At 63.8% G+C, this 15131-nt stretch carries 15 protein-coding genes; 6 read left to right on the top strand and 9 right to left on the bottom strand.

The features are described 5' to 3' along the window. Window positions 1-13 precede the first annotated feature (13 nt). Entirely contained in the window at window positions 14-1654 is a 1641-nt protein-coding gene (locus HWX08_RS17740) for an L-lactate permease (protein ID WP_069257884.1), read from the bottom strand. Between the two features lie 637 nt (window positions 1655-2291). Between HWX08_RS17740 and HWX08_RS17735 the strand changes: the two genes are divergently transcribed. Further along, complete coding sequence (locus HWX08_RS17735; protein ID WP_174921904.1) at window positions 2292-2606, top strand: DUF4148 domain-containing protein; 315 nt, start codon at window positions 2292-2294, stop codon at window positions 2604-2606. A 105-nt stretch (window positions 2607-2711) separates the two neighbouring features. On the opposite strand, the gene gshA is transcribed toward HWX08_RS17735, so the two are convergent. The 3 genes from gshA to ada form a co-directional block, all read right to left on the bottom strand. Next, on the bottom strand, window positions 2712-4325 hold the full coding sequence (gene gshA / locus HWX08_RS17730; protein WP_174921905.1) for a glutamate--cysteine ligase: 1614 nt from the start codon (window positions 4323-4325) through the stop codon (window positions 2712-2714). 459 nt (window positions 4326-4784) lie between these two features. Continuing rightward, a complete protein-coding gene (locus HWX08_RS17725) occupies window positions 4785-5744 on the bottom strand; it encodes a DNA-3-methyladenine glycosylase family protein (RefSeq protein WP_069257887.1) in 960 nt (319 codons plus the stop codon). Further along, window positions 5741-6832: a bifunctional DNA-binding transcriptional regulator/O6-methylguanine-DNA methyltransferase Ada gene (gene ada / locus HWX08_RS17720; RefSeq protein ID WP_174921906.1), complete on the bottom strand. Its 1092-nt coding sequence runs from the start codon at window positions 6830-6832 to the stop codon at window positions 5741-5743. Before ada ends, HWX08_RS17725 begins: the two co-directional genes overlap by 4 nt. A 432-nt stretch (window positions 6833-7264) precedes the next feature. Here ada and HWX08_RS17715 point away from each other — a divergent pair, with 432 nt between their 5' ends. Next, complete coding sequence (locus HWX08_RS17715; protein ID WP_069257889.1) at window positions 7265-7678, top strand: VOC family protein; 414 nt, start codon at window positions 7265-7267, stop codon at window positions 7676-7678. 21 nt (window positions 7679-7699) lie between these two features. Here HWX08_RS17715 and HWX08_RS17710 read toward each other — a convergent pair whose 3' ends face one another. The 3 genes from HWX08_RS17710 to speG form a co-directional block, all read right to left on the bottom strand. Further along, window positions 7700-8254, bottom strand: coding sequence for a YaeQ family protein (locus HWX08_RS17710; RefSeq protein WP_069257890.1), 555 nt, complete (start codon window positions 8252-8254; stop codon window positions 7700-7702). Between the two features lie 211 nt (window positions 8255-8465). Further along, the gene (sap1, locus tag HWX08_RS17705; RefSeq protein WP_059232871.1) at window positions 8466-8813 is read right to left on the bottom strand and encodes a surface attachment protein Sap1; all 348 of its coding nucleotides are present in this window, start codon (window positions 8811-8813) and stop codon (window positions 8466-8468) included. 501 nt (window positions 8814-9314) lie between these two features. Next, on the bottom strand, window positions 9315-9857 hold the full coding sequence (speG, locus tag HWX08_RS17700) for a spermidine N1-acetyltransferase (protein ID WP_174921907.1): 543 nt from the start codon (window positions 9855-9857) through the stop codon (window positions 9315-9317). Window positions 9858-9996: 139 nt separating this feature from the next. Between speG and HWX08_RS17695 the strand changes: the two genes are divergently transcribed. From HWX08_RS17695 to HWX08_RS17685, 3 genes are all read left to right on the top strand, one after another. Next, entirely contained in the window at window positions 9997-10167 is a 171-nt protein-coding gene (locus HWX08_RS17695; protein WP_167375374.1) for a hypothetical protein, read from the top strand. Window positions 10168-10324: 157 nt separating this feature from the next. Continuing rightward, window positions 10325-10573, top strand: a complete 249-nt coding sequence (locus HWX08_RS17690) for a DUF2795 domain-containing protein (protein WP_174921920.1) — start codon at window positions 10325-10327, stop codon at window positions 10571-10573. Window positions 10574-10683: 110 nt separating this feature from the next. Next, window positions 10684-12042, top strand: a complete 1359-nt coding sequence (locus tag HWX08_RS17685) for a sensor domain-containing diguanylate cyclase (RefSeq protein ID WP_069257891.1) — start codon at window positions 10684-10686, stop codon at window positions 12040-12042. Between the two features lie 403 nt (window positions 12043-12445). Here HWX08_RS17685 and HWX08_RS17680 read toward each other — a convergent pair whose 3' ends face one another. Both HWX08_RS17680 and HWX08_RS34775 read right to left on the bottom strand, forming a co-directional pair. After that, window positions 12446-12973, bottom strand: a complete 528-nt coding sequence (locus tag HWX08_RS17680; RefSeq protein ID WP_069257892.1) for a hypothetical protein — start codon at window positions 12971-12973, stop codon at window positions 12446-12448. A 31-nt stretch (window positions 12974-13004) separates the two neighbouring features. Beyond that, window positions 13005-13172 (bottom strand): DUF6402 family protein, encoded by a 168-nt coding sequence (locus HWX08_RS34775; RefSeq protein WP_425128494.1) that lies wholly within the window; start codon window positions 13170-13172, stop codon window positions 13005-13007. A gap of 272 nt (window positions 13173-13444) precedes the next feature. Here HWX08_RS34775 and HWX08_RS17675 point away from each other — a divergent pair, with 272 nt between their 5' ends. Beyond that, window positions 13445-14662 (top strand): DUF6402 family protein, encoded by a 1218-nt coding sequence (locus tag HWX08_RS17675; protein ID WP_174921908.1) that lies wholly within the window; start codon window positions 13445-13447, stop codon window positions 14660-14662. Window positions 14663-15131 lie beyond the last annotated feature (469 nt).

Here is a 15131-nt window from a genome sequence, read left to right as displayed (position 1 = left end):
CGTTGCGCTCACGTCATTTCGGCAGTGCCGGAATCATCCACGTCAATACGTGCTGCTGCAGGAACACCAGCACGCCGAGCAGCAGCGTGAGGATCACGCTGTGCCAGAACGTGCGGGCGAACACGACGCCCTCCTGCCCCTTCAGGTCCGTCGTCGATACGCCCGTGGCGATGTTCTGCGGCGAGATCATCTTGCCCATCACGCCGCCCGACGAGTTGGTCGCGGCCATCAGCACCGGATCGAGGCCGAGCTGGCGCGCGGCGACGACCTGCAGGTTGCCGAACAGCGCGTTGCCCGACGTGTCGCTGCCGGACAGGAACACCGCGATCCAGCCGAGCGACGCGGAGACCAGCGGGAACAGCGCGCCGGTCGACGCGACGCCGGTGCCGAGCGTGTAGCTGATGCCCGAATAGTTGAGCAGGTACGCGAGCCCGACGATCATCATCACGGTGACGATCGCGATCCATGTTTGCCGCCAGGTCTTCACCACGCATTCGAGGAACGCGCCGACGCCGGTGCGCGTCAACGCCGCCGTGACGATCGCCGACACCAGGATCGCGGTGCCCGTGCCGAGCGGCTGGAAGTCCCAGATCGCCGCATACGGCTTGTGGTACAGCGACACGAACACGGCATTGTGCAGCCCTGGCCACTTGATCTTCACGTCGCCGATCGCCGCGATGTTCGCGTGCACCCACACGATCACGACCACCGACACGACGAGCCAAGGCAGCCAGCCGCCGAAGCCCGCGCGCGCGGCGCCGGCCGCGGCCGGCACGCTGCGCGCGAGCGCGTATTGCGGATCGGGCTGCGGCTTCCACACCTGCAGGAAGCCGATCGTGACGATCAGCGACGTGAGCGACGACAGCACGTCGGTGAGCTGGTAGCCGAGGAAGTTCGACGTGACGAACTGAGCGAGCGCGAAGCTGGCGCCCGACACGAGCAGCGCAGGCCATAGCTTCGAGATGGAGCGCAGCCCACCGTATGCGCCGACCACGTAGAACGGCAGCAGCAGCGCGAAGAACGGCAACTGGCGGCCGACCATCTGCGCGAGCGTCGCGGGCGGCAGCGACGTGACCGCGCCGAGCACGGTGATCGGCACGCCGAGCGCGCCGAACGCGACCGGCGCCGTGTTGAACAGCAGCGTATAGGTGAGCGCTTCGAGCGCGGGAAAGCCGAGCGCGATCAGCAGTGCGCTCGTGATCGCGACCGGCGTGCCGAATCCCGAGATCCCTTCGAGCAGGCAGCCGAACGAGAACGCGACGACGAGCAGCACGAGGCGGCGGTCGTCGGGCAGGTTGTCGAGCATCCACTGCCGGAACTGGTCGAAGCGGCCCGATTTCACCGCGATGTTGTACAGCAGCAGCGCGTTGAAGACGATCCACATGACCGGCACGACCGCGAGCGCCATCCCCGCGCCGACCGCGTTGAACGCGAGCCCGGCCGGCATGCCCCATGCGCCGATCGCGACCGCAAGGCCCGCGACGAGGCCGGCGAGCGACGCCTGCCACGCAGGGCGGCGCAGCACGCCGAGCGCGATCAGCGCGACCACGATCGGGAGGGCTGCGACGAGGAAGGACAGAAGCAGCGAATGGGCGACGGGCGTCAACGGCTGCGCGAAGACGATGCCGGGCGGTAGGGCTTCGGTTGGGTTCATCTTGTCTCCTGTCGACCAGAGTTAGCGCTTTAGCGCTTACTCTGGTCCCATGGCGTGGCTGGGTGGAGTTAGCGCTTCAGCGCTTACTCCACCCCCACGGCGGTCGGCCGGAGTTAGCGCTTCAGCGCTTACTCAGCCCCCATGCCGTGGTTAGGTAAGGTAAGCGCTCCAACGCTATCTCTGATCCCACACCTCATTCGAGCAACCCGAGTTAGCACTTCATCCTCCCCGGATTCGCGTCACCTCCTCACTCTCCCATCACGACCCCGGCCGGGCGCTTGCGCACGCAACGACGTTGCGCGGCCAACCGATCGGTCGCTTAAAAGAGGTTAGGAGGCGTGCGGCGCTTGTACAAGGGGGACAAGCCCGATGCGTGACGACCCGATACGGATCGGCCGCACATGCTGACCGGAACCTGTCCGGCCGCTGTCGCGCCCGCCATGCAACCCGTCACCCGCGGCATGCCGGCGGCTCACCGGCGAAACCCAACGTCGCCCCCCGCGCAATGTTGCGCATGCGGCAAAGGTGCGTGACGACCCGCGGGATGTTTCGTTTGGCGTCCGAAGCCTAGACTGGTCGCATCGATTCCGCCCGCGCCGGCCACGGCGCGGCACCGGAATCTCACGGAGCGAACACGATGAAGACGATCAAACTGGCGACCTGCGCCTGCGTGCTGATCGGCGCGGCCTTCGCCGCCCATGCGCAGGCCGCGTCGACGCTGACGCGTGCCGAGGTTCGCCAGGAACTCGTGGAATTGCAGGCCGCCGGCTACCGGACGAGCCTCGCAAGCAGTCCCGACTTTCCGGACAACATGCAAGCGATCATGCGCCGTGCCGCACAGGCACGCGGCGACCGCGCCGGCTACGGCAGCGAAAGCGCGGCGGCACACGTGGAATCGGGCAAGCCCGCGCTGCCGCCCGCGATCGATCGCGACACGTACGCGCATCACTGACGACCGATCGAACCGGCTCGAGCGCACAACGGCGCGCCCCGGCCGGCGACGGGAGGCACGCATCGCCCACCGCGCCGACCGGCGCGATGCACGATGCGTGATGCATCACACGCTGAAGCGGTTCAGCGTATACGCACGATAGGCCGCGACGAACGCGTCGAACGATCCGGCCTCCTTCGCTTCGAGCTCGGCCTGCTCGGCCAGCGACTTCGCGGCGAGCGCCTGCTCGGTGCGCAGCGTGTCCGCCGACGGCGGACGCGCGCGGAAATGCGCGGCATGCGCTGCGCTCTGCGCGAGACCGAACGCGAGGAACGACTGGCCGTTCTCGCGCATCGTGCGCAGCACGCGCGCGGACGGCGTGCGCTCCGGATCGGCGAGCTTCTCGCGCTGCGCGGCGATCGCGCGCGCATGCTCGTCGCCGCCGCGAATTTCGTCGAGACGGCGGCCGACGGTTTCGATATCGGCCATCAGTTCGTCGGCCCACGCCTGCAGGGTGACCGGCTGGCCGTCACGCGTGAGCGTGAGCCCCGGCTTGCGGCCTTCCATCGTCACGCTGCCGAAGTTCGCGTTCGCTTCCTTGTACGCGGGACAGTCGAGCGCCGGGCTCTCGTCAAGCGCGCACGCGAGCAGGAACGCGTCGATGAAGCGTGCGGTTTCCAGCGCGATGCCGGTCGGCTCGAACGGATCGATGTCGAGACAACGCACTTCGATGTACTGCACGCCGCGCGACGCGAGCGCATGCAGCGGCCGCTCGCCCGAATACGTGACGCGCTTCGGCCGGATCGTCGAGTAGAACTCGTTCTCGATCTGCAGCACGTTCGTGTTGATCTGGATCCACTCGCCGTCGCGATGCGTGCCGATCGCCTCGTACGCCGGATACGGTTCGCTCACGGCTTTCGACAACGCGTCGAGATAGCCGGGCAGCGTGTTGTAGTCGACGTGCAGCGCGGCCTGGGCGGTCGTGTTCGAGTAGCCGAGATCGCTCATCCGCAGGCTGGTCGCGTGCGGCAGGTACAGCGTATCGGCGTCGAACGTGTCGAGCCGGTGCGGCTTGCCGCGCAGGAACTTCGTGTCGAGCGCCGGCGACGCGCCGAACAGGTACATCAGCAGCCAGCTGCGGCGGCGGAAGTTGCGGATCTGCGCGAGATAGCGCTCCGACTGGTAGTCGACGAGCGTGGCCGTCGAGCCTTCTTCCGCATGCAGGCGCCGCCACACTTCCTCGTGCAGCGAGTAGTTGTAGTGGATGCCGGCGATGCACTGCATCGTGCGGCCGTAGCGATACGCGAGACCGCGCCGGTACACCGTCTTCAGGCGGCCGATGTTCGACGTGCCGTAGTCGGCGATCGGAATCTCGTCGTCGGCCGGCAGCAGGCCCGGCATCGAGTCGTTCCACAGCATCTCGTCGCCGAGCGACGCGTACACGTAGCGATGCAGATCGTCGAGGCGTTCGAGCGTGATCGCGGCGTCGCCTTCCGCCGGCGTGATCAGTTCGATCAGCGCTTCGGAATAGTCGGTCGTCAGCGCCGGATGCGTGAGCGCCGAGCCGAGCGCGCGCGGATGCGGCGTGAACGCGATCATCCCGTCGCGCGTCACGCGCAGGCTTTCCCTTTCGATGCCGCGCAGGCCGTCGGGCAGATGCTGCCGCGTCGGGCCCGAGCTCAGCGCGTCGAGGCGTTTCAGCAGCAGTTCGGACTGGCGGTGAGTCATGGTGTTCGACATGGAGACGCAAGTGCGTGACGGCCGCGCGCAGAATGCCGCGCGCGACCGGCTGGATTGTTGGTCGCTTCGTTGGTAGCGGGCACTTTAACATCTCGCCGAAACCCGCGCTTGAGGTGGCTCCGGGCAGCGTGCGCGGGCCGCAGCGGCCCGCCGGACGGGCCGGTCGCGGCGCTCGCCGCGTCTGCCACCGGTTCCATGCGGCGGCAACGGGCATGCCGGTCATGCGCATTCGTCCGACGGAACGCGATGCACAAACGGACGGCGACAGGTGCAACCGTGCGGCGTGATCGAGCGGAGAATGACGGGGATGTGTGCGTCGCCCGGCCGGTTTTCGACGGGCGATGGGTGCGCTGAATGGCGCGGGCGGCCTGCGGATGTCGGCACGACCTGCGCAACGGGTTGCATCGCGGCCTCGTCAGGTCGCACCCGGCCGCGGGCGTCGACGATCGCCCGCCTCCGTCACCCGCCGCGCGCGGCACCCGCCCGGTCGGCCACGTCGTTCCACAAATGCAGCGCCGCGTAGGCGCGCCACGGCCGCCAGCCTTCGGTGCGATGCTTCTGGGCCGTGAGCCGGTCGAGCGCCGGATCGCGCGCGGCGATCGACTGCATCAGCACGAGATCGGACGCCGGCCACGCGTCCGGATCGCGCCAGGCACGCATCGCGATGTATTCGACGGTCCACGGGCCGATGCCGGGCAAATCGAGCCACGCGCTGCGCAGCGTCGGGAGATCGGCATGCTCGCGATCGACGGGCACGTCGCCGGCCGCCACCGCGCGTGCCACGCCCGTCAACGCCGCCACCCGCTTGCCGGGCATCCCGATCTTGTCGAGGTCGCACGCGGCCAGCGCGTCGGGCGTCGGGAAGCGCCACGCGGGCGCGCCGTCGTCGTCCGGAATCACACGCTCGCCGGCCCGCTCGACGAGCCGCCCGACGATCGTCGTCGCGGCCTTCACGCTCACCTGCTGGCCGACGATCGCGCGCACGGCCAGCTCGAACCCCGACCATGCGCCCGGCACACGCAGCCCCGGCGCGGCCTCGACGAGCGGCGCGAACCACGGATCGCGCGCCAGCCCGCTGCCGATGGCGGCCGGATCGGCGCCGAGGTCGAACATCGTCGCGACGCGCATCGCGAACGCGTCGTCGACATGACGCACGATCGCGCCTTCGACCGTCGCGACCAGGCAATGCTTGCGCGGATGTTTCGCGACCGTGAGCCGGCCCGCGTCGCCATGCAGGTCGACGATGCGGCGATACACGCCGCCCGCCACCTGCTCGACGCCCGGAATCGCACGCCCGCTGAAGAAGCGCAGCACGCGCGCCCAGTCGTAAGGCGCATTGAAGCGCAGTTCCATTTGCGCGGACGGCGGCACAGGGCCGCCGTTCACGATGGATGTAATCGTCGTTTTTGCGATGCTCAAACTGCGCTGCCCTCCACTACGGATTCGGTTTGATCGTCGTGCACATGACGCGCTTCGGACGCGAGCAGCGTCGCCTTGCGGCGCACGCCCCAACGATACCCTGAAAGCGCGCCGCCCTTCTGTACGACGCGATGGCACGGGATCGCCAGCGCGACCGGGTTCGACGCGCAGGCCGACGCCACCGCGCGCACCGCCCGCGGCGCACCCAGCGCCTCGGCGATCTCCGAGTAGCTGCGCGTTTCGCCGTACGGAATATGCGTCAGCGCTTCCCACACGCGCTGCTGGAATGCGGTCGGCGCGATGTCGAGCGGCAGGTCGAACGCATGCCGCGTGCCGTCGAGATACGCGCGGATCTGCTCGACGAACGGCGCGAGCCGCGCGGGCGCCTCGACCAGCTCGGCGCGTGCGAACGCGTCCTTCAGCTCGCCGACGAGCGCCGCCGGTTCGTCGCCGAACGCGATCCGGCAGATGCCTTGCCCGGTCGCGGCGACGAGCACCGTGCCGAGCGGCGTCGCAGCGGTCGCATAGTCGATCCGCAAGCCGGCCCCCTGGCGGCGAAACGCGGACGGCGCCATCCCGAGTTCGCGCGGCACCGACGCATAGAGCCGCGACGGCGAGTTGAAGCCCGCGTCGACGGCCGCCTGCGTGACCGGCTGCCCGCTTTGCAGCGCCTGCCGCAGCGCGGCGCCGCGCTGCGCGGCCTGGTACTGCCGCGGCGACACGCCGACCACCCGCTTGAAGAGCCGCTGCAGGTGAAACGGGCTCACGTGCACGGCATCGCTCAGTGCCTGAAGCGTAATGCGTTCGGCATGCGCATCGAGCACCGCGCACGCGCGGTTGACGATCTCGAGCTCGCGCGGCAGCCCTTCCGGCTGGCAGCGTTTGCACGGCCGGAAACCGGCTGCGCGGGCGGCCGCCGGATCGGCGAAGAAGGACACGTTCTCGCGACGCGGCAGCCGCGACGCGCAGGTCGGACGGCAGAACACGCCGGTCGTGCGCACCGCATAGAAGAACGCGCCGTCCGCATGCGGATCGCGCTTGGTGATGGCGCCCCAGCGGGCATCGTCGGTCGGATAGGCGGTTTTCATCGGAACCCTCGCACTCTGTAGTGTAGATGGTGCCTACTCTAGACATCGGCACGTGCCGTCGCGCCCTGAATCTTGCTCTGTGATTCGCCCGGGATAATCAGGGGCGCATCCACTGAAAATAAATCCGGCAAAACGCGCGCGCCGGCTGCTCCGGCGCCGTTTTCGTCATCGTCCCGTCACCATTTTGCTGCACTGCGGATGCGACAAATCGCCGTCCTGACGTTTTTTTGCATTCGGAATATTGCGTCGCACCATCGCCGTGTGTATAGTTGGAACTGTCTCCTCCATGTCTCCTCCTGATATGGATTAAGCCCGTTCCGCTCTGCGTGAACGGGCTTTTTTTCGTCCGTCGATCGTGCCACGGGCCGGCCGGCGGCGCAGGCGCGATGCGGCTACACTCGATGCTCGTCGACTGCGAAGGAGTATCCGTTCATGAAGCCCACCATCCGCGGGATCGATCACATCGTGCTGCGCGTGACCGACATGGCGGCGATGACGCGCTTTTACTGCGACGCCGTCGGCTGCCATGTGGAGAAGGAGCAGCCCGATCTGGGCCTCGTGCAGTTGCGCGCCGGCGACGCGCTGATCGACCTGCTGACGGTCGGCGGCCCGATCGACCGGCCCGACAGCGGGCCGCCCGGCACCGGGCGCAACCTCGATCACCTGTGCCTGCGCGTCGAGCCGTTCGATCCCGACGCGCTGATCGCCCATTTCGCCGCACACGGCGCCCGGCCGGGCGCGCCCGCGGAACGCTACGGCGCCGGCGGCTACGGGCCGTCGATCTACCTGTTCGACCCGGAAGGCAACATGGTCGAATTCAAGGGGCCGCCGGCCGCCGTCGGCTGAGCGCGGCCGGCGCGCGGGCCGTTACGCGTCCGCGCGCGCCTTCAATACCGTCCATTCGACCGCCACCGGATCGTGGTCGGCGCTCGAGATCCACGCGGCGCCGTCCTGCACCGTGCACTGCAGGCGCATCGTGCGCTCCGCGAGCCGCCCGAGCGCGGCCGCGACGCCGTCGCCCAGCGACAGCACCTGCACGTTGCGCAGCCGCTCGACCTTGCTGCGCACGCCCTGCCACCAGATCTCCGACGTCTTGCCGCCGTACGCGATCACCGTGACCTGCCCGGCGCGGCCGGCCGCCTTCGAGATGCGCCGTTCGTCGGGCTGGCCGGCCTCGATCCACACGTCGATCGCGCCCGTCAGATCCTTCTGCCACAGGTCGGGCTCGTCGACGTCCGACAGCCCCTTGCAGAATTCGAGCCGCTCGTGCGCAAAGAGCGCGAACGCGACGATGCGCACCATCATCCGGTCGTCGGTTTCCGACGGATGGCGCGCCACCGTGAGCGCGTGATCGGCGTAGTAATGCCGATCCATGTCGGCGATTTGCAGTTCGGCTTTATAGATCGTGGATTTCAGCGCCATGCGGAGTCGGCCCGGGCGGGCATTCGGTTCGGTCGGGCCGTGATGATACCGAATGCGCGCCGTCCGGCGCGTGTCATGTGCGCCCCGGCGCCCCACAGCGCAACGGCCCGGCATGGGCCGGGCCGTGTTCGGTTCGCGCCGCCGGCCGATCGGGCCGGTGCGCTCGCGCGCGTCGTGCGACGGCGCGATGAACGGACAGTCGCTGCTCGGGTTACTGCTTGACGAAGCGCGAATCGGTCCAGAGACCCTGCTGGTCGCTGTTGTCGGCACTGACGAACTGCACGTCGCCCTGATCGACCGACACCACGCGGAAGCGCTGGCCTTCCGGCACCGACAGGCAACGGTAGTCGTCGAAGTATTGCTGCTTCGCCTGCGACTTGCCGTCACGCTCGTGATTCAGTACGGAGTCCAGATTGTCTTTCGACAGGCAGCCCCATGCGTTCTTCGTCAACTGGATTTCCTGCTTCGGCTTGACGGCCGAATCGCCGCCGGCTTGGGCAATCGACACCGCGCAAAATGCGCCGACGAGGGCAAAAAGGATACCGGTACGCTTCATCATGTTCTGTCTCCAGGCTTGCGGGCACCAGGCTGGGTTAGCTATGCGTTTAAAGATGATCGTGAACCCGCGTTTTTCACTTTAGAAGACCGGCAAGCGATAGCAAGCACATTTGTTGTGCGACCGCAATAGCGGCGGATTGTCGCACCCCGTGCGCAGCCCGTTTTTTGCGCGATGCGCCCGCGCATCGATGCGGGCCGTATAGCCGAAGGGCCCGCGCCGCCGGTTGGAAAGCGTTGCCCAGCAAGGCTTTCATCAAATTTACAACGGGGCAATTGAACGGTTTGGATAATCCATTTCGCTATCCGGATCATTTTGATGCGTTGCACATAAAGTCATCCGAAACGATTCGACTTTACCGCAACGCGGAATCGCATTTACCTGATACAAGAAAAATGCCAGGTATAAGCGAATCAGTATTTATCCGTACTTCCCCGCATGCATCCGGTGCCCATGTAAGCCCCGCCGCGGGCGGCATTCATCGATGTTTTTTACCCGGCGGATTCAGGCGGATTGCTCGCGCTCGAAATAATCGCGCTGAAAAATGCACATCCGAAAAGCGTTGTGATACGCGCCGTTTCCGAAAAATTCTTCCTTCAATTCGGCCTCGTGCTGGAATCCGCATTTCTCGTACACGTGAATCGCCGCCGCGTTCGACGTGTCGACGATCAGGTACAGCTTGCGCATGTTCAGCACCTTGAACGCGTACTCGATCGCGAGGCGCGTCGCCTGCCCCGCATAGCCGCGCCCCTGGCACTGCGGCGCGATGATGATCTGGAACTCGCCGCGTCGATGGATGTAATCGAGCTCGATCAGCTCGACGAGGCCGACCAGCTCGCCTTGCGCATCGACCGCGACGAAACGGCGCTCACGCTGGTCGTGCACGTGGCGGTCGTACAGTTGGGACAGTTCCGAGAAGGTTTCGTACGGCTCCTCGAACCAGTAGCGCATGATCTTGGCGTCGTTGTTCAGTTCGTGGACGAAGCGCAGGTCCTGGCGCTCCAGCGGCCGCAGCGCGAGCGTGTGGGTATCGTTCTGGAGTTGCATGTTCATGTCCTTTTTTGATGCCGGCGCACGGGCGGCACGGCCGCATCCGGGCCTGTTCCGCGCTGTAAGAAATTGAACGCGGGCGAAGTTCAGAGCCTAGAATGGGAGCAAGGGTTCCTGCCACCGCAAGGAGGCTATCGTGATCGAGCAAGTGATACTCGGTATATTCCTCGTGCTGCCGCTCGTGATCGTCGCGGCGCTGTTTTCCGACGAGCTTTGGCAGGAACATCGGCGCCAGCATCCGCGCGACGACAATGCACCGCATATCGACTGGAAGCATCCGTGGCGCCGCGTGCGACGCGGGCATTGAGTCCGGGCACCGTTCATCCGCACGGTGCGCCGGCCCGGCTGCTTCGGCACGTGAACGCGTGACGCGCGCTGTTGCGCGCCCCATTCCGCACCCGGATTCCGCCTCGATCCGTTACCGGTTCGACCTGCTCAACCCGCTCACTCCGCGAGACGCCGCCGTGAACGACCAGCCCGACCCGCCGCCGCACGACATTCCTAGCGAAACGATCGACCTGCAGATCGCCGACGTGCTGGCAGCCGTCCGCTATCCGGCCAACAAGGACGCGATCGTCGATGCCGCGCGCGACGCCGGCGCCAGCAACGACGTGCTGTCGATGCTCGACGGCCTGCCCGAGCAGGACTACGGGGACGTCGACGCCGTCACCCGCTGGGTCGCCGGCAACTTCGGTCCCGGCCTCGGGGTTTGAGCGCGCACCCATAACGCGATAGGATCAGGCCGCACCGGTCGCATCGCGGCCGGTTGCCTGTCGCCCGACGCAAAGATCGGGCGTTTTCGCCTACGTGACCGGGGAACGCCATGGAAGGCATCCTGATCCAGCACACGACGCAACGTCAGCTCTGGTTCGGCGCGCTGACGGCGCTCGTCATCCTGCTTGCGCTCGGGATCGCCGCGCCGCACGCGAACGTCGCGCTGCCGGCCGTCGAGCCGTTCATGCCGATGTGCGCGCTCACCGTGTTCACGACCGCGAGCATCGCGGCATTCTTTCTCGGCGCGCAGTTCACCGTGACGCGCCAGCCGGTGCTCGGTGCGCTCGGCGGCGCCTACGCGTTCACTGCGCTGGCCGTCGCGCTGCAACTGCTCACCTTTCCCGGCGTATTCGCGCCGCACGGGCTGTTCGGCGCGCAACCGCAAAGCGCCGCGTGGATGTGGATCTTCTGGCACGCCGGCTTCCCGGGTTTCGTGATGGTTGCGCTGCTTGCGCGCGAGCGGCTGGCGCGCGCCCCGATCGGCGCGCGGCAGACACGCTGGTGGACGCTCGCGCTGATCGGCGGGCCGGCTGTCGCCGCCGGGCTGCTGTGCCTGTTCGCGCTGAACGTGTCGCTGCCGCCCGCGTTTCATCCGCCGGGCGACGCGGCGCTGCTGCCCGTCAACGGCGTCGCGCTCGTCGTGTGGCTGCTCAATGCGCTGGCGCTCGTCGCGGTGCTCGCCACCGGCCGGCTGCGCACGACGCTCGACCTGTGGCTCGCGATCGCGGTGCTTGCATGCCTCACCGACACGACGCTGAACCTGATGAGCACGAATCGCTTCACGGTCGGCTGGTATCTCGCACGCGTGTTCAGCATGTTCACGCCGGGCGTGCTCGTGTGCGTGCTCGCGTGGGAAGTGACGATGCTGTACCAGCGGCTGTTCGAGGCGCACGCGACGCTGATCCGTTCGTCCGCGCGCGACGGCCTGACGGGCGCGTTCAACCGCAGCCACTTCAACGATCACTTTCACATGCTGTTCCTGCAGGCGCGACGGCAAGGCGAACCGCTGTCGCTGCTGATGGTCGACGTCGATCACTTCAAGGCATACAACGACGCGTTCGGTCACGTGAAGGGTGACGCATGCCTGATCGCGGTCGCGAATGCGCTCGCGAGCGCGGTGCGGCGGCCCGCCGACATCGTCGCGCGTTACGGCGGCGAAGAGTTCGCGATCGTGCTGCCGAACACGGGCGCGCGCGGCGCGCGGGTCGTGGCCGACGAAGCGCGCGAAGCCGTGCTGCGGCTCGATCTCGCGATGCCCGACTCGCCGGCTGGACGCGTGAGCGTCAGCGTTGGCTGCGCGACCGTGTCGGCCGACGACCTGTCGACGCCCGATGCGTTGATCGAAGCCGCCGACGCCGCGCTGTATCGTGCGAAGGATGCGGGGCGAAACCGGGTCGTCGTCGCCTGAAATGTCTGCTGTTTGGCTAATTGTTACGGTCATTGTGACCGGAATAATCCGCCGTTACGGATTGCGGAGCAGGGAAACGATCGCTTACAGCCGGTGTTGCGGGCGCTCGCTATGCTGGGTTTCACATTGAACCCGTGCAGGTGGACGCGATGAAGAAAACCCTTTTGCTGATTGCCAGCGTCGCCGTGCTATTGAGCGGCTGTATCGTGGTGCCGGACGGCGGGTACTACGGTGGTGGCGGGTATTACCATCACCATCATTGGGATTGAGGCGGATGGGGGTCCGGATGGTTTGATTGGCATGCTCGCCCATGCTGGATCGATGATCCGGACCGCAACTCAATCAGGCGTCCCCTCCCTTGAGCGCGATGTGCTGGCGAAGCATGGGCGTCGAACGTGATCTGCTAGGGAAGCCGCGCCATCATCCGGTCAAGAAGAGTCGGTGGCAAACTGATTTCGCCAAATGTTTCGCCGAACTCGAGCCCTTGGGGGTACATCAATGCCTCCTTCGCCCAATGAAGCTCAACGGGTATGCGAGACCCGTCCCGATACGTTCGCTCGGCAACGAGACGCTCGCCCTCCCTGTCGTAAAGCCTGAGAACGATCGTATCTCCAAAATAGCAGTATCGTGCCCAATAGCCTCCGTGCGGGGAGCGTTCGATTTTTTGCGTGCGTGAATCGCAAATCGCGCGCAGTTGTACGTCTTTCCAGTAGCTCCAGCCAAACCCGAGGACAGTGACGACGGCAGCCGAAACGAATGCGCGTCGAATGAAAATCCAAACCTCCTTCGCAACAACATCAGCCCAACTTCCTGAGCCAGACAAGAAAGAGTTTAGCAACCGCACTATCGAAGCGAGCACGATAACGGGCAATACTATCGCCAGAAGAGCGAGCGCCAACCATATGCCCGACTCATTAATATTCACATTCATGCGAATCGAAGCCTAATGGGTTCTCGCAACGTTATATAGCGGTGATCTGAAAAATAACGAAATCGCCACCTCGACGATGACGTTGCTGCCACTCGCGAAATGAATTATTCCGAACCGGGTAATAGACATTCCCCGCGACTCGTACATCACCCACCGCAACGGGATATTCTACCCATGGAATATCCGCTGCACCGGCCACCGTTGGCACCAGGACAATGATAGCTAACGCCCGACCTGCTACCTTGGCGAGAAAAATAAAAAGTCACAACCCCTTTGAGTATCTGCACACCTATCGACGGCCTCAAGATCCCGGTGCGCTTAGACGACCAATAAAACCCCAGGAATATTTGACCCAAAACTCAGTCACATTAGCAACGATTTCGAACTAGTCCGATTGATTTTACGGGTGCGGTCACGCTAGCGTAACAGGCATCGCGCATACCACCCAACATCACCGGATCCCAAATAGAAATGGCATCGAACAATGAAAAAATTCCCTATTTCACGATAAATAAAATTTTCTGGAAGTGGAAACTTCACGATGGCGCCGATGGATGCAAGATTGTTCCAAATATCTCGTTATCCATGGATAAACCTGCGTCGCCGCTTCCGGTGCAACAAAAATCGAACGCAACCGAACTCAAACATTCCTCCGCCACGCCCAAGCGCGACTCGCTTGACAAAATGGTTGATGACTTGGAAAAGGCCGGCAAGGCGCTGGCACGCTTTCAAGTTTGGCTAAATGCCTCCGCCCCTCCCAAACCCGCCATCGTGAAACTAAAAAAGAGCGATTCTGTACCAGCGTTCGATATTCAAGAGATTCCCGCAGCAATGCGTAAAATGTACCTCCCGACATCTGCCAAACTTATGGAGCGATGGTTCTCTGGAAAGTTAAATTATTCACGGACTTCCTCGGATGAATCGCTAGAAATCAATCAAGATGGAAAACCATATCCATCCGACATGTATGACATGTCCACTATTAAATTGGATTGGATTATGCGCTTCCCCCGAGCGAAGCGGCAATTCGACCACCTTATTAATAAAATGATTCGCTCATCCAAATCCAGAGTCGAGCTTTACAAACTATTGATCCCGCATAAAGACTGCGCAGCGCGACTCTACACCGACGACATATGTGGCAATGATCTTCGGGATTTGCACCGAAGATTCCAATTTCAATACTCAAAAGTAGACAGCACGTTTGGGCAAAAAATCGAAACTCAATTAGATGCACAACTTCGCAACAATGGTGTGCCTGACGACCTATCCGGAGCACTCGGATCCTTCAATATCTATGCGGCGCTCGGAAGCGCGCGCTTCTCGTGGGACGTGGATTCACACAGAACAATAGCTGAAGTGACCGGAGTGTGGGTATATGTGAAAGACAACTATACATTCACCGACAAATCTCATGAGCGATCCCAATACTTAGGGCATTGGAGTAGCGACGGCGTCATCATTGTTCCATATAGTGGAATCGCTGCATTCTCGAACTCCGAGCATATCCCATATGTCAAATATGCCGTCGCCAGAGGTGATTCACTCGTCAAGGAAAACGTCCACTATCCGGTAGAAAATATTGATTTTAGAAAATGGTCCGAGATACATGGCAGAGGCGGAGACTTTATCATCTACTCTGACAAAAAATTCATCCCAATCTCCCCTCCCATAGAAATTTCACTATGATCAAATTCAACAATAAATCATGACAATTTCTTTGAAAATTACTTATACACTGCTCGCCACGGCACTGATTGGCACCTTTGCCTTTGACAGAACGCCTCGAGGGGAAGAGTGCAGAACGTCGATATCTCCGGATGGAATGTATCTTGCCGACCTGTGCCTTTTAGATTGGGTTCCAGGTGGAGATTCACGGTATGTTGGCCGCGTATACATCGCACAAACTGGGAGGTTAATAGCCCAGCACACATTCAGTACACCGACTCCCGCAATTTCCTGGAATAGTTATAGCGAGGCCTACGTCTCATTTTCAAAAGGTGACGGCGGAGATGATTCTGTATATGTGTCGCTGCCGCCATCGTTTATCGATCGGGTGCTAGCGGCCCGTCCGCATCTGTAAAACCACAGTGTCAATCTGACTGGCAGTCGTCACGCGGATGCAGGCACGTTCTATTGCCGGGCGATAGCTGTGCCA

It is taken from the genome of Burkholderia metallica, assembly GCF_902832845.1.
In the GTDB taxonomy this organism is placed as follows: domain Bacteria; phylum Pseudomonadota; class Gammaproteobacteria; order Burkholderiales; family Burkholderiaceae; genus Burkholderia; species Burkholderia metallica.
This window is presented reverse-complemented; position numbering and strand designations above follow the sequence as displayed.